The organism is Halodesulfovibrio marinisediminis DSM 17456 (assembly GCF_900129975.1).
GTDB lineage: Bacteria > Desulfobacterota > Desulfovibrionia > Desulfovibrionales > Desulfovibrionaceae > Halodesulfovibrio > Halodesulfovibrio marinisediminis.
In genome coordinates this window covers 34,196-58,215 of record NZ_FSRG01000006.1, presented here as the reverse complement: position 1 = coordinate 58,215, position 24,020 = coordinate 34,196, and the positions used below count along the sequence as shown (strand labels likewise).

Annotated in this window: 23 protein-coding genes; 13 read left to right on the top strand and 10 right to left on the bottom strand. The window is 43.0% G+C overall.

The window, feature by feature from the left end:
- Positions 1–81 precede the first annotated feature (81 nt).
- The 7 genes from BUR09_RS11565 to BUR09_RS11535 all read left to right on the top strand — a co-directional run bounded on the left by BUR09_RS11565 (position 82) and on the right by BUR09_RS11535 (position 5,962).
- Positions 82–1,284 (top strand): phage tail sheath subtilisin-like domain-containing protein, encoded by a 1,203-nt coding sequence (locus tag BUR09_RS11565; protein ID WP_074217109.1) that lies wholly within the window; start codon positions 82–84, stop codon positions 1,282–1,284.
- Positions 1,284–1,793, top strand: coding sequence for a phage major tail tube protein (locus tag BUR09_RS11560; protein WP_084539459.1), 510 nt, complete (start codon positions 1,284–1,286; stop codon positions 1,791–1,793). The genes BUR09_RS11565 and BUR09_RS11560 overlap by 1 nt, the downstream gene beginning before the upstream one ends.
- Before the next feature lie 177 nt (positions 1,794–1,970).
- A complete protein-coding gene (locus tag BUR09_RS11555) occupies positions 1,971–2,213 on the top strand; it encodes a phage tail assembly protein (RefSeq protein WP_074217108.1) in 243 nt (80 codons plus the stop codon).
- 123 nt (positions 2,214–2,336) lie between these two features.
- Positions 2,337–4,370, top strand: coding sequence for a hypothetical protein (locus tag BUR09_RS11550; RefSeq protein ID WP_074217107.1), 2,034 nt, complete (start codon positions 2,337–2,339; stop codon positions 4,368–4,370).
- Positions 4,363–4,782, top strand: coding sequence for a phage tail protein (locus tag BUR09_RS11545; RefSeq protein ID WP_084539458.1), 420 nt, complete (start codon positions 4,363–4,365; stop codon positions 4,780–4,782). Before BUR09_RS11550 ends, BUR09_RS11545 begins: the two co-directional genes overlap by 8 nt.
- Complete coding sequence (locus tag BUR09_RS11540) at positions 4,779–4,985, top strand: tail protein X (protein WP_074217106.1); 207 nt, start codon at positions 4,779–4,781, stop codon at positions 4,983–4,985. Before BUR09_RS11545 ends, BUR09_RS11540 begins: the two co-directional genes overlap by 4 nt.
- On the top strand, positions 4,979–5,962 hold the full coding sequence (locus BUR09_RS11535; RefSeq protein WP_074217105.1) for a contractile injection system protein, VgrG/Pvc8 family: 984 nt from the start codon (positions 4,979–4,981) through the stop codon (positions 5,960–5,962). The genes BUR09_RS11540 and BUR09_RS11535 overlap by 7 nt, the downstream gene beginning before the upstream one ends.
- 131 nt (positions 5,963–6,093) lie before the next feature.
- Here BUR09_RS11535 and BUR09_RS11530 read toward each other — a convergent pair whose 3' ends face one another.
- Positions 6,094–6,681 carry a hypothetical protein gene (locus tag BUR09_RS11530; RefSeq protein WP_074217104.1) on the bottom strand — a complete coding sequence of 196 codons (588 nt, stop codon included), beginning with the start codon at positions 6,679–6,681 and terminating at the stop codon, positions 6,094–6,096.
- Between the two features lie 236 nt (positions 6,682–6,917).
- The gene (locus BUR09_RS11525; protein ID WP_074217103.1) at positions 6,918–7,400 is read right to left on the bottom strand and encodes a C-GCAxxG-C-C family protein; all 483 of its coding nucleotides are present in this window, start codon (positions 7,398–7,400) and stop codon (positions 6,918–6,920) included.
- 291 nt (positions 7,401–7,691) lie between these two features.
- Between BUR09_RS11525 and BUR09_RS11520 the strand changes: the two genes are divergently transcribed.
- Positions 7,692–8,441, top strand: a complete 750-nt coding sequence (locus tag BUR09_RS11520) for a tetratricopeptide repeat protein (protein WP_245796739.1) — start codon at positions 7,692–7,694, stop codon at positions 8,439–8,441.
- 151 nt (positions 8,442–8,592) lie between these two features.
- Complete coding sequence (locus BUR09_RS11515) at positions 8,593–9,165, top strand: DNA-3-methyladenine glycosylase I (RefSeq protein WP_074217101.1); 573 nt, start codon at positions 8,593–8,595, stop codon at positions 9,163–9,165.
- A gap of 440 nt (positions 9,166–9,605) precedes the next feature.
- Here BUR09_RS11515 and BUR09_RS11510 read toward each other — a convergent pair whose 3' ends face one another.
- Positions 9,606–10,055: a hypothetical protein gene (locus tag BUR09_RS11510; RefSeq protein ID WP_074217100.1), complete on the bottom strand. Its 450-nt coding sequence runs from the start codon at positions 10,053–10,055 to the stop codon at positions 9,606–9,608.
- Positions 10,056–10,514: 459 nt separating this feature from the next.
- On the opposite strand from BUR09_RS11510, the gene BUR09_RS11505 reads away from it, so the two are divergent.
- Both BUR09_RS11505 and BUR09_RS11500 read left to right on the top strand, forming a co-directional pair.
- Positions 10,515–10,739 carry a hypothetical protein gene (locus BUR09_RS11505; RefSeq protein ID WP_074217099.1) on the top strand — a complete coding sequence of 75 codons (225 nt, stop codon included), beginning with the start codon at positions 10,515–10,517 and terminating at the stop codon, positions 10,737–10,739.
- Positions 10,740–10,875: 136 nt separating this feature from the next.
- Positions 10,876–11,217, top strand: a complete 342-nt coding sequence (locus tag BUR09_RS11500; protein WP_217694184.1) for a hypothetical protein — start codon at positions 10,876–10,878, stop codon at positions 11,215–11,217.
- Between the two features lie 1,374 nt (positions 11,218–12,591).
- Here BUR09_RS11500 and BUR09_RS16890 read toward each other — a convergent pair.
- Both BUR09_RS16890 and BUR09_RS11495 read right to left on the bottom strand, forming a co-directional pair.
- A complete protein-coding gene (locus BUR09_RS16890) occupies positions 12,592–13,056 on the bottom strand; it encodes a hypothetical protein (RefSeq protein ID WP_084539456.1) in 465 nt (154 codons plus the stop codon).
- Between the two features lie 789 nt (positions 13,057–13,845).
- Positions 13,846–14,490, bottom strand: a complete 645-nt coding sequence (locus tag BUR09_RS11495; RefSeq protein ID WP_074217097.1) for a trimeric intracellular cation channel family protein — start codon at positions 14,488–14,490, stop codon at positions 13,846–13,848.
- A 567-nt stretch (positions 14,491–15,057) separates the two neighbouring features.
- Between BUR09_RS11495 and BUR09_RS11490 the strand changes: the two genes are divergently transcribed.
- On the top strand, positions 15,058–15,945 hold the full coding sequence (locus BUR09_RS11490; RefSeq protein ID WP_074217096.1) for a hypothetical protein: 888 nt from the start codon (positions 15,058–15,060) through the stop codon (positions 15,943–15,945).
- An 83-nt stretch (positions 15,946–16,028) separates the two neighbouring features.
- Here BUR09_RS11490 and BUR09_RS11485 read toward each other — a convergent pair whose 3' ends face one another.
- Both BUR09_RS11485 and BUR09_RS11480 read right to left on the bottom strand, forming a co-directional pair.
- Entirely contained in the window at positions 16,029–16,424 is a 396-nt protein-coding gene (locus BUR09_RS11485; protein WP_074217095.1) for a hypothetical protein, read from the bottom strand.
- A gap of 323 nt (positions 16,425–16,747) precedes the next feature.
- Complete coding sequence (locus BUR09_RS11480) at positions 16,748–17,404, bottom strand: DUF2959 domain-containing protein (RefSeq protein ID WP_074217094.1); 657 nt, start codon at positions 17,402–17,404, stop codon at positions 16,748–16,750.
- A 611-nt stretch (positions 17,405–18,015) separates the two neighbouring features.
- Between BUR09_RS11480 and BUR09_RS11475 the strand changes: the two genes are divergently transcribed.
- A complete protein-coding gene (locus BUR09_RS11475) occupies positions 18,016–18,240 on the top strand; it encodes a hypothetical protein (protein ID WP_074217093.1) in 225 nt (74 codons plus the stop codon).
- Between the two features lie 212 nt (positions 18,241–18,452).
- On the opposite strand, the gene BUR09_RS11470 is transcribed toward BUR09_RS11475, so the two are convergent.
- The 3 genes from BUR09_RS11470 to BUR09_RS11455 all read right to left on the bottom strand — a co-directional run bounded on the left by BUR09_RS11470 (position 18,453) and on the right by BUR09_RS11455 (position 24,015).
- The gene (locus tag BUR09_RS11470; RefSeq protein ID WP_074217092.1) at positions 18,453–19,382 is read right to left on the bottom strand and encodes a sensor domain-containing diguanylate cyclase; all 930 of its coding nucleotides are present in this window, start codon (positions 19,380–19,382) and stop codon (positions 18,453–18,455) included.
- Between the two features lie 329 nt (positions 19,383–19,711).
- Positions 19,712–21,409, bottom strand: a complete 1,698-nt coding sequence (locus tag BUR09_RS11465) for a hypothetical protein (RefSeq protein ID WP_074217091.1) — start codon at positions 21,407–21,409, stop codon at positions 19,712–19,714.
- Positions 21,410–23,001: 1,592 nt separating this feature from the next.
- Positions 23,002–24,015: a GGDEF domain-containing protein gene (locus BUR09_RS11455; protein WP_074217089.1), complete on the bottom strand. Its 1,014-nt coding sequence runs from the start codon at positions 24,013–24,015 to the stop codon at positions 23,002–23,004.
- Positions 24,016–24,020 lie beyond the last annotated feature (5 nt).

The following is a 24,020-nucleotide window of genomic DNA, read 5'->3' as shown; positions in this document are numbered from 1 at the left end:
TGAAACGGGTGCGGACGGACTCCCTGGGGTAGGGGGGAAGCCTCCTCGTTTACGATAACATTCTAGTTATAAGGAAAGATGATGAGTTCAGATTTTTTGCATGGTGTTGAGTTTATTGAGATTGATAAGGGTGGTCGTCCTGTCAAAGTTGTGCGCTCTTCTGTAATCGGTATTGTTGGTACCGCGCCTGATGCAGATGAAGCAGAGTTCCCGCTTGATACTCCGGTATTAATCTACGGTAGCCCGCGCAAGGCCGCCAAGTTGGACAAGAAAGGTAATGGTGCAGGTACGCTGCCGAATGCTATTGATGGCATTTTTGACCAGCATCATGGTTTGGTTGTGGTTGTACGTGTTGCAGAAGGTGCAGATGCAAAAGCAACTATGACTAATGTTGTTGGTGGTACAACTAATCAAGGTATGAAAGGCGTGCATGCGTTTCTTGGTGCAAAATCCAAGTGTGCTGTTAAACCGAAGATTCTTATCGCTCCGGGCTTTACCCATCAGCGCTATGAAGATCCGGATAACAAAGGAACTTATCTTAAAAACCCAGTGGCTGCTGAACTGGAAACCATTGCAGAAAAGCTTAATGCAATTGCAATTAAAGATGGTTGTAACACCAACTCAGAAGCTGCAATGCAGGATGCCAAGCTGTTTGGTTCTGCCCGAACCTATATCGTTGATCCGTTTGTAACCGTGTACCGAAAAGGCGCTTTTGTGGATGAGCCTGCTTCTGCCCGTGTTGCTGGCGTTATCGCAAGAACTGACGCGGAAAAAGGTTTCTGGTGGTCTCCTTCTAACAAAGAGATTCTCGGCATTTCCGGTGTGGCGCGTCCTATTCCGTTCGAAATGGGTGATACTGCCAGTGAAGCTAACGTGCTGAACGAACATAAAATTGCAACAATTATTTGTGAAGACGGATACAGACTTTGGGGTAACCGTACTACTTCCAGTGATGCGCGTTGGGCCTTCATTTCAGTTCGCCGTATTGCAGATATGATCAACGAATCTATTCAGCAGGCGCACATGTGGGCAGTGGATAGACCTGTTGGCCGCATCTACTTCGAAGCTGTGCAGGAGTCTGTAAATCAGTTCCTGCGAACTCTGGAACAGAAGGGTGCAATTTTGGGTGGCAAATGCTGGGTTGATGCTGAAATTAACAGCGCAAGTGAGATTGAGCAGGGACACACCTACTTCGATTTTGATTTTACTCCAGCCTATACTGCAGAACGTGTGACATTCCGTAGCTGTATGACAAATGGCTACGTTAAGGAGGTAGTTAAGTAATGATGGTAGCAGAAAATGTTTTAAAAGGTGCGAACCTGTTTGTTGATGGTCATGGTTTTGCTGGAAACCTTAAAGAAGTGAAACTGCCTGATCTGAGCTTGAAGCTTGAACAGTTCCGCGCAGGCGGTATGGATGCTCCTATCTCTGTTGATAAGGGTATGGAAGAAATGGTTGCTACCTTCACTACTACTAAACAGTGTCATGAAACTCTTGGTCTGTTTGGTGTAAGCAAAACTGGCGGTGTGCCGCTTACTGTAAAAGCCAGCCTTGAAAGTTACGAAGGCGTAGTTACTCCGGTTGTTGTGAATATGTTTGGTAAGATTACTAAAATTGCACCTACAGCGTGGTCTGCCGGTGGAGAGTCTTCAAACACATACACAGTGAATCTGAGCTACTACAAATACACTCAGGACGGTATTGTTGTGCATGAAATTGATGTGCTGAACATGAAGCGCAAAATTAACGGTACTGACCAGCTTGCTCAGCACCGTACTAACCTTGGGTTATAAGTCGGTCATAGATAATTCCTTCTTTGGTGTAACCCTGCTTCCGTAGCGCGAGACTGCGGTTGAACAGGGGATTGGGAAAAGTCAGGTGCTTGCGTAGCAGTACTATGCTTTGGACCTGACTTTTTTCATGCACCTTATGTCATGAATCGTATGAATTAAAAAAGTAAAGGTAACAACATGCGTACTACTCAGATTGAATTGAAATATCCGGTTACTGTTAACGGTCATGAATACAAAGTAATTACTATGCGCGCTCCTAAAGTGCGTGACCAGATTATTGCACAGAAAGCGGCTGGCAAGGAAGAAATGGAGCTGACCCTGTTCTCCAACCTGTGCGAAATTTCCACTGCTGTTTTAGAAGAGCTTGAAATTGCAGACTACAACCAGTTCCACACCGCGTATCAGGATTTTTTGTCCTAACGCCAGAATTGGCGCGAAATTATGTGTTGTACCTCACCCAGTTTACCGGGTGGGGGTACAACGAATTAATGGATATGTCGTGTGAGGAGCTTGTCATGTGGGTACATGAGGTAGGGAGGCTTAATGACAGCTAAAAAAGAATCAATAACTGAAGTAGGGGGCGCAATTGCGCCCTTATTTAATTCTGCTGAAGTAGGTAAGACTACGAAGGCGTTTCGTTCCTTAGGCGAGGAGGCCGACGCCACTTCAGAGCGATTGGACTCGGTCAAGGGTGTTGGGCGGATGGAACGTCTCAACAAGGTGGTTGGAAAAACAGCAAACAGTGCTAAGTGGTTATATGGTAAAATTGGTGGTCTTCTAAAGATAGAAAGTAAGTTTGCTGGGGTGAATGCAATGACTGCCCAGCAGGTGACATTGGCAAGATCATTAGGTGTTTCAGCAAAGGGACTCGAAACCTGGGAAGGACTTGCATCCAGCGCGGGATTGTCAGCAGGTAGTGCTGGAAAGATGATTAAGGAGATGAATGAAAAATTTGGCAAAGCCAAGATTTCTGGAAAAGACAAGGCGTTTGGAGGAGCGTTTAAAGAGCTTGGATTGTCATTAAAAGAGCTGGAGTCGATGTCTCCAGAGCAGAAATTTATGAAGATAACTTCTGCTTTGAAAGAGATGGGAGACCAAGACAAGGCAAAGTCTCTTGCCCAGCAGATATTCAGTGGCGATGGAAGCCAGTTTATAGGCTCGCTTCAGAAAACTAAAGTCAGTTTGGAGACGCTGTATAACGAGCAGGCAAAGTTAAGTGTGCTTACTGAAGAAGGACGTCAGGGATCGGAAAAGTACTCAAACGCTATGAGTTCTATCAGCACTGTCGTGTCATCTGTCAAAGCAGAGTTTTGTGGCTTGATGGGCGGGGCGTTGGAGCCATACGTAAAAAATCTGGCACCGAAGATAGGAGAATTGTTCAACGAACATAGGGGCAATATTAAAAAATTCGGCCAGATGATCGGTGCAGCATTACCTAAGATTGCTGAGGTCGTATTCAGCCTTGTGGGGGTACTGACTTCGGCAGGTTCCGCTATCGGTAGCGTTTTCGATTCCTTTGGTGGTTTTGGTGCTGTTGCGGCGGAAATCGGCGGAGCGTTGGAGCAAACTATTAAAACGCTTGGACCTAAGATCGGTGCGCTGATTAACGAGCATAAGGATGATATTAAAAAATTCGGTCAAATGCTTGGTGAAGCATTACCAAAGATTGGTGAGTTTGCTCTTAGCCTTCTAGGTGTACTGGCCTCTGTTGGGTCAGTTATACTAAAAGTAATTGATGCCGTTGGCGGGTTTGGAACCGTTGCGGCGGTTGTCGGCGGAGTCATGAGCGCGAAATTTGCCTTTTCCGGCTACAAGATGGTGAAAACTATTTGGGATATCGGGCAGGCTGTTGCGCCGTTAGCTTCTAGTGTTCTTCCTCATCTTGGCTCCGTGTTTGTCGGTGTTGGTAAATCCATTGGCTCAGTGGCGACAGGAGTATTGCCTTACTTAGGTTCTATGCTTGGAGGAATTAGCCAAGCTATTGTCCCTTTAGCTTCTAATGCTCTGCCTCTTTTGGGTTCTATGTTTGCATCAGTCGGCTCTACCCTTGCTTCCATTGGCTCGACAGTCTTTCCAATGCTGTTAACGGGACTTCGCACAATTACCGCAGCTTTTATGTCAAACCCGATTGGTTTGGCAATTGGTCTTATCGGTTTTGCTATCGGTCGTGTATTTACGATGTGGGATGACTTGAAAAAAGCCTTTATGGAAGGCGGAGTTCTTAAAGCCATCGGAACCTTCTTTGGTTTTGGCGGAGATGATGAGGAAGAAAAAGAGAAGAAATCGAAGACGAGACGCGTAGTAGGTGATTCGGTTTCAAAAGAGTTTGTAACTCAAGATGGCAGCGATGCAGTTGGTTACAGCATAAGCGGCGAGAAGGTTCCAAGATACAACTCAAAAGAATTGATTCCAAAGCCGGTGCCAATGGCATCATCAACTGAGACGAAGCAATTAAACGATAACCGGAATGTCACTATCAACGTATACGCATCGGAAGGGCAAAGTTCGAAGGAAGTTGCACAGAGCGTACATGCTGAGTTTATGAATACTTCAGGAGAGATGTTTGACTATGCCTAAGGATTCAGAAAAAAAGCTTCAGCCTGAAGAGATGATGAGGCTGGGAGATTTTGTGTTCTCTACGAAGACCGCAGCTTTTCAAAGTGCAAGTCGTTCGAGCACATACAATTGGGCAGAACAGGCGCGTATTGGCAATATTCCGTGTTTACAGTTCACAGGCGAAGGGACTGAAACATTAAGCTTGTCCGGAGTGATTTACCCGACATTTCGTGGAGGGTTGAAGCAAGTAGATGCTATGCGTGAACTTGCCGGTTCTGGAAAGCCTCTATGCCTCATCAGCGGAATGGGAGATCTAAAAGGGTATTGGTGCATAACCAGTGTAAAAGAAAAGAATAGTGATTTTTTACAGGCTGGAATTCCTCAAAAAATAGAGTTTAGTTTAGAGCTTAAATATTATGGGGAGAACCTATGAGCGTGATCTACCGGACAAAGCAGGGTGATGTGCTGGATGCAATTGTATTCAAGCATTATGCAGGGCAGACAGGAGCGCTTGAACAGGTTTTAATTGCGAACAGGGGGCTTGCGGCATCCGGTGCGGTTCTACCGGCTGGGATTGCGGTTACGCTTCCTGATTTGCCGAAGCCGAAAAGTAAAGAGAGTGTCCGGCTATGGTAGGCTATGCTCTTGATTACCAGATTACGGCAAATGGCAAGGATATTACAAAGCTGCTTCAGGAGCATAGTGCAGAAATTTCCATTACAGATGCCGCTGGAAATGAATCTGATAAGCTGAGCATCAAGCTGAATGATCCCGGAATCGCATTTCCACAGACTGGCGCAGAGCTAGCAGTATACATGGGGGAAAAGAACTCCCTATGGGCTATGGGGAAGTATGTTGTAGATGAGGTTTCGTTAAGTTTTCCGCCTAACAGTATGACAATCTCAGCCAATGCGGCTCCATTTGAAAAAAGCTCAACGGGCTTTTCTCCGTTACAGTCTCAAAAAATCCGGTCATTTCCTGCGGGAACGATTAACACTCTTGTTTCTTCAATTGCGAGTGAACATGGACTTGAACCAGCCGTTTCTCCAAGCCTGGTTCAGGTTGAATTGCAACACATTGATCAAATCGATGAATCCGACATGCATTTGCTTACGCGCATTGCAAAAGAGCATGACGCTATTTCAAAAGTAAATGGCGGAAAATTACTGTTTGTTGAACGCGGGGAAGGTAAGAATACTCAAGGGAAAAAGATGCCGGTCATTAAGCTGACGAAACAGCAGGTGACACGCGGTTCTGCCAAGCTCTCGTTGCGAGGTGCTTTTAAAAAGGTGATTGCAACGTATCGCGATATCGGTGGCTCAGAGAACGTAGAACTTGTCGTCGGAAAGGAAGAGCCGACTTTCCGTATCAAAGGGATGTACGCGAACAAAGAGGCAGCACTTCTTGCGGCGAAAAAGCGCCTTAAAATGTATGAGCGGGGCAAATGGACACTTTCGCTTACTCTTCCTTTTAATCCGGACTTAGTTGCTGAATCGCGAGTTGTTCTTGAACAGTTTCGCACAGGTCTTGATGGAGAGTGGAGCATTACAAAAGCAACCCATACAATGAGCAGTAGTGGCGCGGTAACAAGTATTGAAGGCGAGAGAAGCTAGTAGACGATGTGATCTGCTGTCACAGGTCTTGGATGCTTATTTTCAGGTTGAAAGACAAAAGGAAGTTACAATTGTAGCTTCCTTTTTTTTGTGAAAATGTGCTTCGGCACAAAAAGAGATTTATTTTGAGGCTATACATATGTAAGCAGGCACGCAGAAAGCCCCCAGATTGCTAAAACAAGGGGAGATACTTCGTTGACGAAGTTACTTGGCTTTTTAAGGGTAGATTCATTTTTTGCAATGGCAGTGTATTCTTTTAAGGTTGATAGCTGTTTTTTAGCTTGAGTCTCGATGGGAATTTTAGCCAGCACTTTTTCAAGATCGTTACTCGAAATGTCAGCCAGTTTTTCCGCAATGTTGAGGATTGTCGTAACTTGTTCGGCGTTTGTGTTTTGATCAAGAAGTTGAGCCCTTTTAAGTCGGACTGATTTTTGCGGAATTTCCAGCAAGTACAGTAACGTGAATATAAGGGTAAGGAAGAACAGCAGGAAAGATATATTTCTAAATCCATATTCTACAAGATATTTAAATATGATGAGCGGCAGAGAGTCGGTTTTCTCAGGTAAGGAAAATGCAGCGGGCGTAATCTGCGACAGGATGATGAGGGTAATTGAGGTGGAAATGAGTTTTACCCGAAGACTTTTACTGTCGGGTGCAAGGTCTCCTGCTATTTCCTGAATGCTTGGCGGGATAATAAGGTCTGAGGAATCTTGTGGCATGGCGTTTCCTGCATGGCTTGGCTAACGTTTTCTGAAAGCTGAGGGATACCTTCATAGTATCAGAAAGAGTTTTGAAATCGCCGATAATTTTGGTGCAGAGTTAAAAAAGTGTTTTTTGGTAACGATACAAGGTAAGTTGCAAGGCGGTATACAAAGCAGCAACAGTTCAGCACTGGCTATTTGCGGTGCCGTCTTAGTTTTTTAATTGTACGGTATGGTAAGGACAAAGCTCTATATTAAGGGGTGGAGTTTTCCCTTTCGGCAAGAAGAACCCCTTGCTCTATGAGTATCTGTTCAAGAAGACCAGCAGCTCCTGTAATGATCGATTCAGGTTTTCCGGATGCACGTAGACGCTTCATATCGGCAGGAGACGTAAAGTTGTAGCCATTTGTAAGTATTGCACAGTCTGCTGTGCCAAACTGTTCATTGAATCGTCTTGAAAATTCTGCAACAAGTTTGCTTACATTCTCGCGTTTATTCTTATCTTCAACAGACTCAGGGCCTAGTAGCAGTCCCAAAATCATATACGCTGCGGTAACAGCACCGCAGTTTTTCTTTGTTCCGCCCATGCCTCCTGCCATACCGCTTGCCAGTTTCCTCGCGGTGGCTTCGTCAAGGTTAGAAAGGGTTGAGAATGCTGTCATAACAGCTTCTGAACAGGTTTGTCCGTTAAGAGCATTGTGGCGTGCTTGTTCAGCATAGGAAATGCCGGAATTCATGAAGCCTCCTGAATGAACGTTGCTATACCTTTTGGGGTAAGGTATTGTTGTCTTATTACTTGTTATTACAAGAATAATTGCAGGTTGAATACTACATTTTTTAAACACGTAGCTTACCATTTCTATTCGATAGGTAATCATGTAGAGGGGCAGTAGTGATAAAGACTGTATATTTTTGAGGTGGTTATGAGAAGGCTATGTGATTCGTTTGCTGTGATGTTGCTGATGGTGTGCTTGTTACCATGTACAGTGCTTGGGGGCACTGTTGAAGAGGCAAAACAAGCCTTGGAAATGGGAGAAGATGAAATAGCTCTCAACATTCTGCGTCCATTGTCAGAAGAGAATACAGAGGCAATGGTGTTACTTGCCGATTACTATTTGAAGTACGGCGATGAGGATAAAGATGGTGCTAAGGCAGTAAAGCTTTTCCGCAAGGCGGCAGAAAGAGATGATATGCTGGCACAGTACTGGTTGGGATGCCTGTATACCAGCGGTCGTGGCGTTGATGAAGATAAGACTGTTGCTTTTGCATGGTTTAAGAGAGCTGCTGAAAATGGTCATCCTATCGCACAACTCTATGTAGCTGAGGGGTACTATCAGGGAAAAGGAACTTCTGTTGATAAGAAGAAAGCCATAAAGTGGCTTAAGCGGTCGGCGGAACAGGAATATCCTAAAGCTATGGCCATTCTTGGTAATTATTATCTTTTGGGGCAAAATATTGTTAGAGATTCCCAAAAAGGATTTGAACTTACACGCAAGGCTGCAGAAAAGGGAATGTCGGGGTGCTTGAGGACCGTAGCTTACTGTTATGATAAAGGGATTGGGACTGAGGTTAACCATGCAATGGCAATTACGTATTTGAAAAGAAGTGCAGATATAGGTGACGCCGTTGGGCAGTATGAGTTGGCTGTACGATATCTAAAAGGCCAAGGCGTAGAAAAAGACTATTTTAACGCAGCGTTGTTGTTAGATAAATCAGCAAAAAGCGGGTATCCACCTGCGAGAAAATTACTGTCGCAACTTAGTGAACAGCAGAAGTAAAATTGTTCTTCCCCTATCTCGTGATGAGGTTGGGGGAGTTTTTTTGTCTCTTTTTTGAGTTGCACATATTTATTCTGTGCAAAACATCTATGTTTTATATGGTTAGCATCTGTGCTGTAGGAGTAGATGATGCCGCAAAGGAGTGGGCGTTATGAATCGATGCGAATGGGCGAATACAGGCTCTTTAGATACAAAGTATCATGACGAAGAATGGGGCGTTCCCGTTCACGATGATCGTCTGCTTTTTGAGATGTTGATTCTTGAAGGCGCGCAAGCCGGTTTAAGCTGGAGTACTATTCTTAAAAAACGGGAAGCCTATCGAGCTGCTTTTGACAACTTCGATGCTGAGAAAATTGCACAATACTCAGAAAAGAAGATAGAAGAGTTGTTATCGGACTCAGGCATTGTAAGACATAAGCTCAAGATTAACGCAGCCATTGTAAATGCAAAGTGCTTTCTCGAAGTTCAAAAAGAATACGGGACCTTTGATCGTTATATCTGGTCTTTTGTGGATGGTACGTCAATAAACAACACGTGGCAGACTGTGTCTGATCTTCCTGTCAGTTCGCCAGAATCTGAAGATATGAGCAAGAGTCTTAAGAAGACCGGGTTTAAGTTTGTCGGCCCTACAATTTGCTACGCATATATGCAAGCTGTAGGGATGGTAAATGACCACGTGGTTTCCTGTTTTAGATATTCAGAAGTGAAGAAATTGCAGAGATAACTAACATCCTTGCATAAATAAAATTTTCAATTTGACGTAGTAGAATAATGGCATGCAAGATTGGAATGCTATATGTGATATTAACAGTATCGGTTGAGAAATAAGGAAGAGTTGGAAAGGAGGGTGGCGTGAGAGTAGTATTGGCGTAAAAGAACTCTAGCCCCTCCCCCCCATTTGTTAGCATAGGCGTTGCTATATAATATCTGCTTTCTAATAGACAACAGTCTATTTAGTCAAGCTTCATCCTGAAATTATATTGGATTAGAGGCGGGGGACACTCGGTGTAATCTTCATAGAAGAGATGGGTGTTCGATTTTTTTCAGAATACACAGCAGATTAGAGTTGTTGTTCTGATGTTTAAATGCTTGAAAATAAAAAGGGTTTCTGAAGAATTTATGTTCTTCAGAAACCCTTTATTTATGGTCGGTGTGTGGATGCTGCTATGGGGTGTCAACTTTTTCCAAAGGTGTACACAGTCCTTCGTACTTGTTTTTGAACTGCACATCTTCGACATATCCGGCATTGGAAATGAAAAAGTAGACGTTCTTATTCGGACCTTCAGTGTGGTGGTAGTGCCAAAGTGAGAAGAACTCGTTTGCACAGGTGAAAATGGTAGTTGGCGGGCCATATTTTTCTTTTAGGCCGAGTTCTGAAAGACCGATATCTTCTCCTCTAAGGGCAGAAAGTGCTGTGAAGGGAAGAGTTACTAGTGCCACAGGAGCTGCTATGATTGCTAAAACACCAAGGGCTGCTACATCGCTTGCGGAGGTTTTATCTGTTGGTGTTGTGGGAGGCTCTGTTGTTTTTTGGGCACAGCCCAGCAGGTTAGTCACTATGAAAATGCATAATAATGCTTCTATTAATCGCTTCTTAATTGTGGTGGAGGTCATGCTAATCCTATTTGAAGATTCACTGTTAGTAGAAGTCTTGTTCCTATCGAGAGTAAGAAGGGTAACGCAAAAAATTGAAGGGGTAGTAGTAATAACATTCCCTAGCTATTGAGTTGTCAGTTCATTGTCAAATTTAGGCTTTGAATGCTAGAGGGCAGCCCCGATGACATGGGGCATGAGCTGCACTGCTACAGAATGGATTTTGATAACTGCCTCTATCGCATTAAGAGTGATCTTCGGTGATTGGGGTAACAAATTAAAATAATGTGTAAAATTTTATGAGGATGATATTCCTTTTATCCCCATGAGCACAGAAAAAAGTTGAATTGAAGTGGCAATGTCTCAATAAGTTTTTTCAATTTAGCTGCAATGTTCTGTTATATTTTTTTGAATTACATGGTAAGCTAAGACTACTTGTAGAATCGATTGAAACTTACGCTGTAGTGATGGGGAGGTATTATGAAAAAATACAATCTGTGCGTTAAGCCTGCAGTAGCAACAGAGGATCAGTTAGTTCTTAGTAGTATGGGTGTTAATTATCAGGGAGTAGAGGCAGGCACCGAGGAAGAAGCCCGCAAATATGCTTTAGAGTCATTTAAAAATATTTTTGGGTGCCCTGGTGTTGTTGTGGTGTGTCTTCATGTTTTTGATGAAGGGGTGGAATTACAGCCATGCAGCCTGTAATTATTCTTAGGTGCTCTTAACCCCTTCCAATTTCTGGCAGGGTTTTTGATACTAGGTAAATGTATTGGTGCATATGTAATTAACAGGTTTTATTTGCCATTCCAGAAATAAAGAGAAGTTTAAATTAGGGGGCATTGTGACGAAGTATCAACGTGCGCTCCAGATTTGGAGCATCCTTATTTGTGCTGCGAAGGAACGTAAAACCTACACCTATGGCGGCATTGCAGACATGCTGGGCTTTGAAGGCGCTGGGGGAATAACCCAGATGCTAGGGCCAATTGTGCATTATTGTTATAAATACAAGTTGCCACCGTTAACCCTGCTTGTTGTTAATCAGGAAACTGGCATGCCCAGTCATGAACTGTTTACTGTGACTAAAAGTAACATGCCCCAGAGGCGCGAAGAAGTTTTTCACTTTGACTGGTTTGCTCTGAGACCACCGCAAATTGAAGATTTCCAAGAAGCAGATCACCGTTAGGTTGTCTGACAAGATAAGAAGTTCCCCCCGATCTCTTGATGAGGCTGGGGGGATTTGTTGTGTCTATTGGATGAGCAGGAGCATGCCTACATTTTTGCGTTTCGGATTCTGATGCAGTTGATGCAAATCTGGAAGAGCCTGAATCGCATCAAAGCAGGGTACTGTTTATGACAGGGATTGCTACGCAGGTAGGAGGTGTTGTTTGATGAGCTGTATGTCAACTGTTTGCAGCTATTGTGCTGAGGTGATTAGAAAGGGGGATAGCAGAACGTAGGCGGGGGTAATTGGTGTTCTACTCTCTTCCCTTGTCTGTGAAGCACTGAACTTCACAAGTGTGGTGCTTATTAGTGGAAAGGGAGGAGTCTTTTTTGTGTATATGTTAGGCGAGATGATTGTGTTGCTCCTCCCTTTCGAGAATAGGGATGTGTCTCATTTTTGGTACTGTAACACTTTTTCATTTAATGTAAATAACCAATTGAAAATATTAGTTTTGTGTAAACAGTGTTAATATCTGTTGAGGCATAAAAGAAACACTTGGAGCAAACTTGCTGATTAGCAATGGAGAGATGATGTGGTGGGATAGTGAGTGAGAGGGAGGTGTTATTGAACTTTTTTTTGAGATAAAATTCAATAACACCCCTCCCAATTCTGGGTATATTCCCTACCAATTAGGGAGCGGAGTTCATAATAGGTGTTTGAGTAGTCAGTCAAGGAATTGTTATGTTTTTTTGCGTAAGGAGAAGGGTTGTTTCCGATGAGCTGGCTGGGAGGAGGCAGTGCGATAGTTAATCGCAGCCTAATCTATCTGGGAGTTGATGTAGAGCGAGGAGGCCGTCGTGAGGGATTGTTCGAGGTGCATTTAATCCTCTGACTGCCTCCCCGAAAGGAATGGGATGTTGTGTTTTGAGTGAATACTCACTATTCGTTTTTGGATGTGCCGCAGGTGTTACATTGATGTTACATTAACGTTACAGGCAAGGTGTAACATTCGAAACTTTTTATTAAAAGAGCAGGGCGTGTTTTATTTGCGGTGCTGCTACATATGGAGGGAGAGGAGAAAGAAAGGAGGGCGGATAAAGATTTTTGAGATGTAAAAAAAGACTCGAGAATATACCCTCATTTTTTGAGTGCAGGTCTACATTGGTTGCAATTGGTTGTTAGTGAGTAAGGGGTTTACTAAATTAATTTTTTATTTAGGTTTTGTATGGTTAGAACGTTGAAGCTTATGTGACTGTTTTGGCGTGTCGGAAATATTTAACTGTTCCAACTCTGAAAACAAAAAGGGCTTCCGAAGATTTGGCGTTCTTCAGAAGCCCTCAAGAATCGTAGTAGGGAAAGATAGACGTTTGAGGTTATTTCGAGTGGCAAGCTACATTATTTTTTGCCGCCACCGCCACCGCCACCACCTTTGCCGCCACCGCCGCCTTTGCCACCACCGTTACCGCCGCCTTTTCCACCTCTGCCTCCTCTGCCACCTTTGTTGCCTTTACCTCCTCTTCCGTAACCACTTCTATTATTTGATTTGCTTCTACTTTTTATCCCAATTGTACGTTCCTTGATATTAGGGTCGTTTTCAACAAAGCCTTGCCCCAATGTACTAGGGTGGACACCGAGTCTGTGAGCAATGTCACCCCAGCCCATGCCTTGATCACGCATGTCGGCAATGTCCTGAATAGAAGTGGGAACTTCTGACATCTCAACCAGTCTTTCTGCTTTTGAAGCCTGTGTGGGGTTGGCAAACAGAGAAGTTTGTTGCTCTTCAGCTAAAACGGCAGAAGATACACTAAGGGTAAACAGACAGCACAAAGCTGTAACTAGTAGTACTCGGTAACGACGCATAGCATCCTTCCTTTTTTGTTTTTTTACGAGATCTAAGGCATCACCGTATTGTGATGATCTTAGTTTTTGAGTGAATATTCGTTTTGAGTATATGATGTTTCTATCTGTTAATACAGATAGTTCCGTTCGCTTTGGGAAATAATCAAGTTAAGCCATAACGTCTTGTCGTTCTTTATGGTCTTTGTCTTCAGCAGATACTGACGTTAGTGAAACGTAGAGGATTAGTGGACTGGAGGTAATAAATAGACGGTAGAGAAGTATGCATTACTCACTTTGACGGAATGAAGACGCGGACTAAGGAATAAGAAGTGAAATAGATACAAGAAGCCCTCTGCCTACGTAGAGGGCTTCTTTTGTCTGTGTAAACGAGTGGGGCATAGATAAGACATGATGTCTTGAACCCCGCATGCGTTTGGAGAAAGTAGAAGAGAGAAATTGGGAAAGGAAGGAGGGCGGATAAGAGCCTTAAAGATGTAAGAAAGGCTCATGATTCCCTCAAAATTTTAGGTGCAGAGCTACATTTGGGGCAGTTGGTTGTTAGTGAGTAAGGGGATTATTAAGTTAGGCTGTTACTAATGCTTTGTATTGATTTGAACTATGGAGCTTGTAGTGATTGTTTTGTGTGTGTCGGAAACATTTACCTGTTTCAACTTTGAAAACAAAAAGGGCTTCCGAAGACTTTGCGTTCTTCAGAAACCCGTTAGCATTATATATAGTGGAGAGTGGGGAGCAGTGCCCGTTGAGCTTTGAGGCTTAAGCTCGATTTTTGAATCGGAGTCGAGTCGTACGTTAGTGATCTTCATCCTCTGCAGTTTTTGTCATCAGCCAATCCGGAACAGAGAGTTTCCAATAAATCGCTGCAGAACGTATTCCGAAAATGAAGGCTATGCAGATAGTTGCCCATGTAGCCCTGTGTTCAGGGAAAATATGCGATAGCGCGGAAAAGAGTATGCAACCCAGAAGTACAGGCGTTGCATAGAGTTCTCTTGTCATTATAAGTGTTTTGCGACCAGCAAGAACATCACGAGTTACCCCTCCTCCAATGGCAGTAATAACGCCTAATAAGATAGGACCCACTGGCATTGCGAATTGTAATTCGGACACCTTATCCATTGCTTGTATTGCAAAAAGAGATGCACCAAGTCCGTCAATGTACAACATGAGCGAATGGATAAGTTTTCTTTTGAAAAAAGGCGTCGCTACAAAAGTTGCGATGCTTGCGGCAAGTCCGACCCAGATGTAGTTGAGGTCTGTTGCCCAAAAAACAGGTACATCAAGGGTCAGGTCTCTGATTGTGCCACCACCAATTGCTGTGATGATGCCGAGCACACATGCTCCGAAGAGGGCAATGCCCTGCTTGGAAGACGCAAGTACGGCAGTGACAGCGAATGCAACGGTTCCTAGCATTGCGAGTGAGTAGCTGAATATCTCCATTCTGTTTTTCCTTAGTAATGTGCCATCATATTTAAATTGGATACGAGCAGTGGGGGCATTTATGCTCCCGAGGTAAGCCTGTTTATGGTTTTTTGTTTTTGTCGTATCCTTCAGTGTGCAAATATAAAATCTTGCCCTTTTGTACCTCTTGAAAAGGTGGGGGCATTAGCTTGTTTGAAAAGGTTCGCTCGGTTAACAGACTAGGCCTTGTTGTCGCAAGTGTTTTTATGATGTGAGAAACTTTTTTTTTGATGAAGAGAAGATGGAGTCCCCTAGCCTGACTAGGGGCTTTTTTTATGTGTGAAAGGGCGGAGGTGTGACTGTGGAGTGAGAAAAGATGAGGCGCAATGTCCAGAACCCCGTATGCGGTGGGAGAATGTAGAAGAGAGGAATGGGAAATAACGATATTATTCTCTTAGTAATCAGTGGGATGAGTTCGTTTATTATTAAAAGAGCCAATCAGCTACTGTATACTTACGGGCGCTTCGCTAAGCATTTATTCTGAATCATGCAGGAGATGGAAATGAGAGAGTAAAAGCCGGCGCGAAGAGGAAACGGGGAATTGCGATGAAAAAATTGTTTGTACTTGGTATGGTGTGCTTAGCTTTTTTGATTGGAAGCTTGGCTGCTGAAGCCAGAGATTATGACAAAGAGTTAAGAGACTGCCTTGTACAATCGGCAAGTCCAAAAGATGCGGTAATATTAGCGCTTTGGTCAGGGCTGGCTATGACACAGCACACAGCTGTAGCTCCACTGGTAAACATTTCAGAAAAGGAATTTTTAAAGATTACCAAAGAGGCTGGAGACGTATATGTACGTCTTGGTGGTGTAATGTGTCTGGATGAAACATTCAATGCTTTGAAACACGTAGGTCCTAACGCATTAAATAATGGTTTGGATTACTTAGTGTCAGTTCGTTCAGCAGAGAATTATTCAGATGCAGGTACTCGGAAGGCAATAGCCTTATTCAACGCATACACCGAGGACGAGCTGTATGGCACCTTGCTGAATTTGATCGGAAGTCCAGTTGATAAGCCCATAGATGAGAAAATAAATTATGAATATGAGTTGAAGAAATGTCTCCTGCAATCGGCAACCCCAAAGGATACGGTAATATTAGCGTTGTGGTCGGGGCTGATTATGACGCAGCACACGGCTGTTGCTTCTATGGGAATCGTTTCAGAAAAAGAGTTTTTAAGGATTACCGAAGCAGCTGGAGACGTATATTTACGCCTTACTTGTGAGATGTGCTTGAATGAGACCTTCAATGCTCTGAAACATGGAGGCGACAATACGTTAGGTAATAGTTTTGCGTGGTTGGAAGAAGTTAGTAAGCCGGGGATTGATTCAGATTCAGGCATTCAGAAAGCACTAACGTTATTCCATACATGCACCTCGGAAACGTTATTTGATTTATTGAAACAGTATTTTGAGAGATACCAAGGAAGAAATTAGAGAATAGAAAGTAGCCTGCAAGAGTTAGCCCCCCGCCATTTGGCAGGGGGCTTTTTTTTGGGAGTTACTCATAGTACTTTCTTCTATACTTCGCCTACAACCCGACGATGGTACTTGGTAACAGGAATATTGTTAGTTTGTGTGCAACCAAGCATCACTTTACCACCAGCAGGCACTACGTGTGTTTCGGTGAAAAAGCCGTTTTCAATTCCGCGACGCCAATCGATGTTAACAGTAACATTGTAGGTTTTTCGTGGGTTGGTGTTCAAAATGTAGTCAACTTGGCCGCCATTGGCGAATCCACACCATCCTGATCTATGAATTATGTTGTCGAAGCGTGCTAGTCTTTCGTTTTCTGGTAGCGCTTCTTTTTCTTTTCTGGATTCTTCAATGAGATGGATATCTTCATTATTCAGTGGCATTTTTTTGCCGATAATAACTTTGTCTACCTTAGGGCGTACTTTAGTGGTCGTTGCCATTTTTTTCTTCCTTATTTTAGAGTGTTATGTCGAAAATAGGTTGAAATTTAACAACCGCCTTAGCCAATTTGTTTGCACGCCTTCATCGTATTAGTGTTCTGAGATTATGTAATGATATTTTTGGCAAGCGACTGGAGCAAAGCGTGATGTAATCAGGAGTTGCGGCTATCAACCTGCGGAAAAACTTCACCTTTGCATTATGCTGCTGAGGTGCGCAAAACAAAAGGCTACGTAACACAAAAGAAAAAGCTCATAACTTGCGAAAAGTTATGAGCTTGTATTGTCCTAAGCGGCCTGTCGGAACGCTATATATGAGTACACCGTTATTTCATGGTGCTGATGAACTGGTTGGCTTCGTTAATGGAGTGTTCCATGCGTTTAACAAGAGAAGCTACGTCCACCTTAATGTCGCCGAGCTCTTCCTTCAGGGAGGAGATTGCCTGAGCGTTGAGGTTATGCTTCAGGTACAGCACCTGATCGTGCAAGGTGGTCAGTACAGGCTTCATGGACTTTTCTGCACGGCGCATGGCTGAGATCATGGTCTTGTACTGTGCTTTGGTCTGAATCAGCTTTCTGCGGCTTTTTGATGCCAGTTTCTTACTGGAATATTCAGAAATTTCCTGTTCCCATTCATCGAACAGAGCCTCTGACACGTCTTCAACGGAATCAATACGGTCCTTCACTTCATCAGCGAGAGCTTTGCATTCTTCGTATTCGTCATTCAACTGCTCGTAAATGTCCTGTAACTCGCCGCCGTCTTTGCCAAGTACCACTTGGAACTGCTCCAGCGCAGAACTGAATTGTTCTTTGGCTTCAGTCTGGGTGTCACGAGCATTTTCAACTCGGTCCACCATCAAATCGCGTTTATGAACGCCCACGGACTCCATAGCGGAATAGTACGCACTCTGGCATCCGGTTAGTATCGTTGCTCCGGCCAGCATCAGCAGTATTGCTGCAGTACGGATTGTCTTTGCATGCATGTAATGGCACTCCTTTCAAGTAGATGACGCAGGTTCGATGTGAGGTCGCAGCTACGTTTGTGGTAGTGGCTCCAGAGGGAGGTTAACTGAGCCCCATTTAACCAAAAAATATGTGTAGAGCCTGACAACGTGATGACTCCTCCATGTTCCGAACTCATAGAGGAATGGCGATTTTTTAGCGTACTTTATCTGTTGTGAAAAGCCTTGAAAAGCCGCTCCGTTTGCAGAGTTACCATAGCTGATGAGGACATTTCTTTAGCGCACTTGTTCGGATTGCTTTTACTTTTTTTATGGAAGTGCAGAAAAAATGAAAAATGAGGATGGGATATGCGCTTTTTGTCCTAAAGAAGAAATGCATATCCGTGCTGGATTTTTTGGATGAATAAAAGAGTAAAAAAAATCTCCCCCGATCTCATAATGAGGTCGGGGGAGGTTTTTTTGCAAGTTGCGCATGCTTCTTATGGTACAAGGGAAGATTAAATAGAAGGGAGCACATCGCAAGAGGTGTCTTTTTTTTTAGTAATGCCCTGTTGTCTTTTTTAGTTGCATGGTAGGGTAGAGGCTCTTGGTTGAGGGGCTGAAGTTTGTTGCAGAAGTATCGTGGAGGTCGAATGATTCAGTATGATCTGTGTGTTAAGCCTGCGGTAGTAACTGAGGAGCTTTCAATTTTTAGTGAACTGGGCGTTAACTATCAGGGAGTAGAGGCACATGATGAGGCAGAAGCTCGGAAAATGGTTTTAGAGTCATTCCAAAAAATGTTTGGGTGCCCCGGTGTTGTTGTCGAGTGCCTTCATGTTGTTGTTGAAGATGTAGTAATGCAGCCACGCCGGCGCTAATCCTCCTTGGGTGCTTTAAGTCTTTCCCAACGCAACCTTCCGCTATGTTTCCCATATACTCTGGGAGGGACTTTTTTTCTGGGAAAAAATATCGTGCGCCAACAACGCGAAGAAGTATTCTATTTTGAATGCCGGACTAGATAAAAAACCTCCCCCGATCTCGTAATGAGGTCGGGGGAGGTTTTTTGTATAATTTTATGGAGAATGGAAGGTTACCTTGCTTTAGAGTTTGGCTCTTCTTGCGACTGTTCGATGGCAATGCTTACCCTGTTTCTACCATTTCCTTTGCTAAGGTACAGTTGTTCGTCAGCTCGCTGCAATACGGAGTTGGTGTCTTCATCCTTGTTGGCAATTGTCCCACCAAATGATGCAGTTACCTTGAGAATAGTTCCGTCGTGTTCCAGCCAACTGTTTTCAACCAGCATTCGTAGCCTTTCTCCTACATTTGCTAATTCTTTGGGGGCGCAGTTGGGAAGAACTATTAAGAATTCTTCTCCGCCCCAGCGAAAAGCAGAATCATCTTTCCGTATGCCTGAGGTAAGAGAGTTGGCAACCATACGGAGAACGTCATCGCCTGCTGCATGTCCCCATGTGTCGTTAACATCTTTAAAATGGTCAATATCAACAAATAACACAGCATAGGAGGTGGAGGGCAGCTGCAGAGATAAATTCTCCAGCGTTGCTTCTCCAAAACGTCTGTTGCCAATGCCTGTCAGCTTATCTAGGAAGGCGGCTTTGTGCATTTTTTCAAATCGTTTCAAAACATTTTCCCGAGAAGAAGCTAAAGAAAACGTCTCAACTGCTCCAATGATATTGCCATTCTCATCTCTTAAAGGAGAAGCTTTAAGCGACACAGGCAAGCGGTGACCTTGTTTGTGATGTAAAAAAACAACTGCCTCTCCGACAGAGCCATCGTGAATTGCCGCTTTTAGAGGACAGCCGTTGTTGCACAATACCTGTCCCTCTGAGCTAATGTGGCACAGCACATTTTCAGCACATCGTCGACCTAGTACTTCAGCGGAACTATAGCCTGTAAGCTTTTCTGCTCCGTCGTTCCAAAACAATATTCTACGTGTTGTATCTACGGCATATATTCCATCAACAAGCGAAAACAAAATATCTTTAACATACGGGGGTTCCATCAAGTTTACTCCCAGTCGTGAAGTTTTCGCCGTATTTTAGCATGCTTCTTTGTTTTTAAAGCAATTACATCTTTGTAATATAATCAACTGTTATTGTGGTGTTTAACTGAAAGGGGAGTTCCAGCAGGGAATTTGTTCTCTGTGTGTCTTCAGAGATTGAATATGGTGGGGGAGTGGGGCAGGCTTAGAGTGGGTGGCTAGATAAATAGACCTCCCCCGATCTCTGATGAGGTTGGGGGAGGGGCCGTTTGATGAATTGCTAGTGGTGGCACTTTGTACGTGATGTGAAGTCGAGTAGGGTGTAAAGTAAAGAGAGATGTATATCTCGGTTATGCAGCGTTTTGTTCTTTATTCTTAAAGGCTAGTTCAATGAGCTCGTTAAACCACGGTTCTTGATGAACGTTGGCTAAATCTGTGTCATTAATAATGTAGTCTGCTGGTAACTCAAAGAACTTGTTGGCAAAATAGGTTTCAAGCCACTTTTTGCATTCATCCATATCATTGTTTCTGGATGCAATACAAGCAAGATCATAAGACCCGCTTCCTTCCTCAAGATTCTCTGCGTTTAACAATACCTCACAAGCTTTGTTAATGTTTTTTTGATATTCTTCTGTCTCACAGTCCTTAATCTTTGTTCTTATTAGTAAGCTATTGCCATATCGAGCTAATGGGATATATGAGTCTGGATTTTCTGATATGAGCTGTTCAAATAAGTTGTCTGATTTGGTTATAAAATCTTTTGCATTGTCAGTAGGTAATTTTCCAAGAGATTCAAGAATACGAGCTTGTTCTATCCCTATAAAAATATTTGAACCTTGTTGTTCGATTGCTGTCGCTAGGAGTTTTAGCGCCTCTTTTAGTATTAATTCCTTTTGTTCGTTAGATTTAATTACTAATTCAGCTTGTGCTCTATATACGTTTGCCCAGTTAAGGTAAATTTCCCAAGATAACGTGCCGTACCTTGCTAATGCTGATTTACAGAATGCGATTGATTTTTCAAAATAAGGAATCCTGTTTTGAGGATTATGTAAGTTAACGCCTATATTAAAAGCGCTAGCGGCGGCATAATAATGAATACTCGGTGTCGGTGCAGCCTCAAGTAATTGTTCAGCAATTTCTAATGCTTCTTTCCAGTCGCTGTTTTTAAAGGCTCTTATAAGTTGTGATTGCGTTCTAAGGTTAGCTGGAAGAGTTTCTGAGTGCGATATTTCATCAAGTATTTTGAGTTGTTCAGGTGTGAATTGGCCTTTATTATTCTGGAGCTCAGAAAGCATTTCCTTAGTTTCAGCAACTTCGTCAGCGTATTTTGCAAGAAACTCTTCACTTGCTTTAAGTGAAGTTCTCATTTTTTCTTGTAGAGTAATGAATTCTAACTCGCCTCTTTTTTCGAGTTGTATGAGAGTGTTTTTTCCTCGTTCTTCAATCTCGTGAAGCGTTGTTTGATACTTGTGTTCGAATTCATCAAATAAGCGTTCATATTCAGAGTTAACTTTATTTTCGAACTCTTCTAATGCACTCGTATTCGCTTGTTCGATTTTTTCAGCCTGCTCTTGAGCCTGTTTTGAGAATTGTTCATGAACTGAATTCATTTCGTCAGCATAAAATATTTTCATTTTTTCAGATTCAACCTTTGCTTTTTCAAATAAATTGAAAAAGGCAAAAGCAGCACCGGCAGCGAATAGCGTAATAACAAATGTTACTAATGAAATTAGTTGGTCAAAACTTTTTTTATTCAACCTTTGTAGCTTGTTGTTGTTTTCAATATCTTTTTCAAGGCGTTCAAAGCGAGCTTTGAGTTTGCGTAACTGCTCTGCTTTAAAATCGTTTGTCCGTTGTTGGTGGTAGGTAGACTCTTCGTTTTTAGAGGAGGTGACGGAAGAAGCTTGAGCAGGGGGACTACCAATAGAGATAATGATTGGTGGCTGTGACGGTTGCTGGATTTTAATTTGTTGTGCTCCATTATTCGCAAATGCAAATGAGGTGGAGAGAACAAAGAATACTAGAAGTATGAGAAAACAACGTCGCATATGTGATCACCTGATATTATTTGAAATTTGACGAGTGAGATTAAATGGAACGTGCTGAAACGTCAATAAACGTAAACTTGTATTAAAAATTCCCCCAACATCATGATGAGGTTGTTTTTTGTCGTTCACTAACGAGATATTTTTTTATGTGTTACTTGGTGCCACCTCAAAACAGGTGGCGTTTTTTATGCGCGGGCAGGTTTGCGTAGATTGTAGTGGGATAGTTGTAAGGAGGGAGGAGAACATAATGAGAGTTTGTTTGAGGTGCTAGAACCTCTGGTAGTCTCCTCCCGCCCTCAACAGATAGAAGCGTATGTTGAGGGTGTACTAATATGGTGAAAATTAATGTTACATTAACGTTACGAAAACATTACATTTTGAACTTCAACATGTTGGCATTATTATATTAAATAGCGATGCTGCTTTGTTTTGAAGTGACACCGCTTTGATATTGGCCGGTGAATACAAAAAGGGAGGAAACTGGAATTGATTTTTTTAAGGCATAGAAAATCATTCCAGCTTCCTCCCTTTCTATTGGGTGTGCTTCAGTAGGCACAGGGAGCCAAGTATTGGTTGGGAAGTGATGATGGCGTATGAAGCCACTTCGTTAAACTTGGAGCGTGATGTTGACCAGTACCTGTTAAAAGAGTCAATGCTTTTTAAAAAAAGTTAATAGTAACCCACTGTTATTATGTATTGTGGTTTGTTTCGATAGGGATAGCGGCGCTGCAATGTATGTAGTTATGTGGGCATAAAATGGCGGTGAGTTAATTGGAAAAGGAGAGAGCAGAATAGGCTCGGGGGGGGATATGGCTATCCTAACTCTCTCCCTTTCCCTTTGGAAACGTGATGAGCCACAAGAAACGGCGTGTTAATGTGTGTGGTCTGTGGCTTAAAGAAGATTTGTGTTTCGAGATGAGTATCTCGGGTGAACTAATAAAAAAATGAAGGAGAGTGACTCAAGGGGGTGTTGAGGCGTATTAACATTCCCGCACTCCCCTTCAAGGAAAAGGGTCGATGAACAGGAAGTTGAGTACTCGATAACTGATTAGAGGTGTGACTGTCGTGTTACATCAATGTTACGATTATATGACAGGTGGAATACGTATTGGATAACCTGTTAGAAAAAAGATGTTTTGACATTTAGGTGCAATCAGGTGGTGCATGGGATTGTGAGTTCTTGTAACGAGAGAATTGTAAGGGTCTTTTTAGGGACGCCTAAAGCCTCTTTGTCCCTCCGTCCTCCCATTTTCAGGGTATAGCTATCAAATAAGGTTGCTGGTTAATAATAAGCATTTGCTTGTTTTTGAGAGAAGAGGGTGTTATTTGAATAGTTATAGATGGCTTGCTTTATGTGCAAGCTGATAGAGAGTGCTTTGTTGCGAGGCGGTTGGGAGCTGGCAGCAAGGGGGCACTTGGAATTGGTTCGCGCAGATGGTTCTAAGAGTTGTCACCAGTGTCGCGCACCAAAGCATAGTGACTGAAGGGGGCGGCGATGATGTTGGGGGAGTTTTAATTTGCGGTTTTGTCTATTCGTTCGAAAGCATTGGTGCGAGTAGAAGGAGTCGAATCCCTAAAGCCGAAGAAGCATGTTAGAACGTAACTACTCTATTTCGTCCTTCGTTCTTAGCACGGTACAGGGCTTGATCTGCTCTGTTTAAAAAAGCTTCAAGGTCTTCATTGACCTTGTAACATGCAACCCCCACGCTGACTGTAAATGAGATTTGCTTGTTCTCGTAGAATGTTGAAGTAGATTTTATTTTACCACATATGCGTTTAGCAGTAACCAATGCATCTTTACTGTATGTATGAGGAAGGATGGCAATAAATTCTTCACCACCCATTCTGCCAAACAAGTCACTGTCTCTGAGTTGGGATTGGCAAGTCTGTGAAAAGGTGATGAGAGCTTGATCTCCGGCACTGTGACCGTATCGATCGTTGATTTTTTTAAAATGATCGATATCCAGTGAAAGAATAGATAACGGAAGGTCATAGCTGTTACTTCGTTCTATTTCTTCAGTCAGCTTTTCTAATATGTGCCTACGATTAGCAACCCCAGTGAGCACGTCGGTTTGACTAAGCTTTTCGACAAGATGAAACGTGTCGTTTAACTCGGCATGTTGTTTCAGCAATTCCCTTTGCATCTTAGCCAGTTCACTGTTGACTTCCATATACTCGTTGAGCAAATCTTCTTTTTCCATTTCAATGAGGGCTTTTTTCATCGAAGCTCTTTTTTGGGCTTGCCGAAGCATGGAGTCTTGCTCGTTAATTACCTTCATAAGGTCTTGATACACTTCGAATAAAAAAAATTCTTTGCTTACAAGGGCAACGACAAATATCGAGTCATCCTTTAGAGCGCCGAAAAGAGAGAATATGTAGGTCTTATTCGGGGTTATTAATGGAAGTGATTCACAAAAACTGACTCCAGCGGATTTAACTTCTTCGATGAAAGCTTCATAGCGGCTAATTGAAGATGAGGGCATTATCGACTCAATGGCTGGAAGTCCAGACTCCGCATTGAAGAAGTTCACACCATCAGAAATGATGGCCTTTATTTCTCCGTCATTGTTACATGTAAAACGAATTGTCTTGTCGCTTAGAGGCATAAAAA

What these genes read in the sequence shown, in the direction of transcription:
- BUR09_RS11455 (WP_074217089.1), bottom strand. Translation starts at nt 24,015, where the DNA reads ATGCCTCTAAGCGACAAGACAATTCGTTTTACATGTAACAATGACGGA.
- BUR09_RS16890 (WP_084539456.1), bottom strand. Translation starts at nt 13,056, where the DNA reads ATGCGTCGTTACCGAGTACTACTAGTTACAGCTTTGTGCTGTCTGTTT.
- BUR09_RS11520 (WP_245796739.1), top strand. Translation starts at nt 7,692, where the DNA reads ATGGGAGAAGATGAAATAGCTCTCAACATTCTGCGTCCATTGTCAGAA.
- BUR09_RS11555 (WP_074217108.1), top strand. Translation starts at nt 1,971, where the DNA reads ATGCGTACTACTCAGATTGAATTGAAATATCCGGTTACTGTTAACGGT.
- BUR09_RS11490 (WP_074217096.1), top strand. Translation starts at nt 15,058, where the DNA reads ATGAAAAAATTGTTTGTACTTGGTATGGTGTGCTTAGCTTTTTTGATT.
- BUR09_RS11505 (WP_074217099.1), top strand. Translation starts at nt 10,515, where the DNA reads ATGAAAAAATACAATCTGTGCGTTAAGCCTGCAGTAGCAACAGAGGAT.
- BUR09_RS11540 (WP_074217106.1), top strand. Translation starts at nt 4,779, where the DNA reads ATGAGCGTGATCTACCGGACAAAGCAGGGTGATGTGCTGGATGCAATT.
- BUR09_RS11550 (WP_074217107.1), top strand. Translation starts at nt 2,337, where the DNA reads ATGACAGCTAAAAAAGAATCAATAACTGAAGTAGGGGGCGCAATTGCG.
- BUR09_RS11565 (WP_074217109.1), top strand. Translation starts at nt 82, where the DNA reads ATGAGTTCAGATTTTTTGCATGGTGTTGAGTTTATTGAGATTGATAAG.
- BUR09_RS11480 (WP_074217094.1), bottom strand. Translation starts at nt 17,404, where the DNA reads ATGCATGCAAAGACAATCCGTACTGCAGCAATACTGCTGATGCTGGCC.
- BUR09_RS11485 (WP_074217095.1), bottom strand. Translation starts at nt 16,424, where the DNA reads ATGGCAACGACCACTAAAGTACGCCCTAAGGTAGACAAAGTTATTATC.
- BUR09_RS11535 (WP_074217105.1), top strand. Translation starts at nt 4,979, where the DNA reads ATGGTAGGCTATGCTCTTGATTACCAGATTACGGCAAATGGCAAGGAT.
- BUR09_RS11495 (WP_074217097.1), bottom strand. Translation starts at nt 14,490, where the DNA reads ATGGAGATATTCAGCTACTCACTCGCAATGCTAGGAACCGTTGCATTC.
- BUR09_RS11470 (WP_074217092.1), bottom strand. Translation starts at nt 19,382, where the DNA reads ATGGAACCCCCGTATGTTAAAGATATTTTGTTTTCGCTTGTTGATGGA.
- BUR09_RS11515 (WP_074217101.1), top strand. Translation starts at nt 8,593, where the DNA reads ATGAATCGATGCGAATGGGCGAATACAGGCTCTTTAGATACAAAGTAT.
- BUR09_RS11475 (WP_074217093.1), top strand. Translation starts at nt 18,016, where the DNA reads ATGATTCAGTATGATCTGTGTGTTAAGCCTGCGGTAGTAACTGAGGAG.
- BUR09_RS11510 (WP_074217100.1), bottom strand. Translation starts at nt 10,055, where the DNA reads ATGACCTCCACCACAATTAAGAAGCGATTAATAGAAGCATTATTATGC.
- BUR09_RS11545 (WP_084539458.1), top strand. Translation starts at nt 4,363, where the DNA reads ATGCCTAAGGATTCAGAAAAAAAGCTTCAGCCTGAAGAGATGATGAGG.
- BUR09_RS11525 (WP_074217103.1), bottom strand. Translation starts at nt 7,400, where the DNA reads ATGAATTCCGGCATTTCCTATGCTGAACAAGCACGCCACAATGCTCTT.
- BUR09_RS11530 (WP_074217104.1), bottom strand. Translation starts at nt 6,681, where the DNA reads ATGCCACAAGATTCCTCAGACCTTATTATCCCGCCAAGCATTCAGGAA.
- BUR09_RS11465 (WP_074217091.1), bottom strand. Translation starts at nt 21,409, where the DNA reads ATGCGACGTTGTTTTCTCATACTTCTAGTATTCTTTGTTCTCTCCACC.
- BUR09_RS11560 (WP_084539459.1), top strand. Translation starts at nt 1,284, where the DNA reads ATGATGGTAGCAGAAAATGTTTTAAAAGGTGCGAACCTGTTTGTTGAT.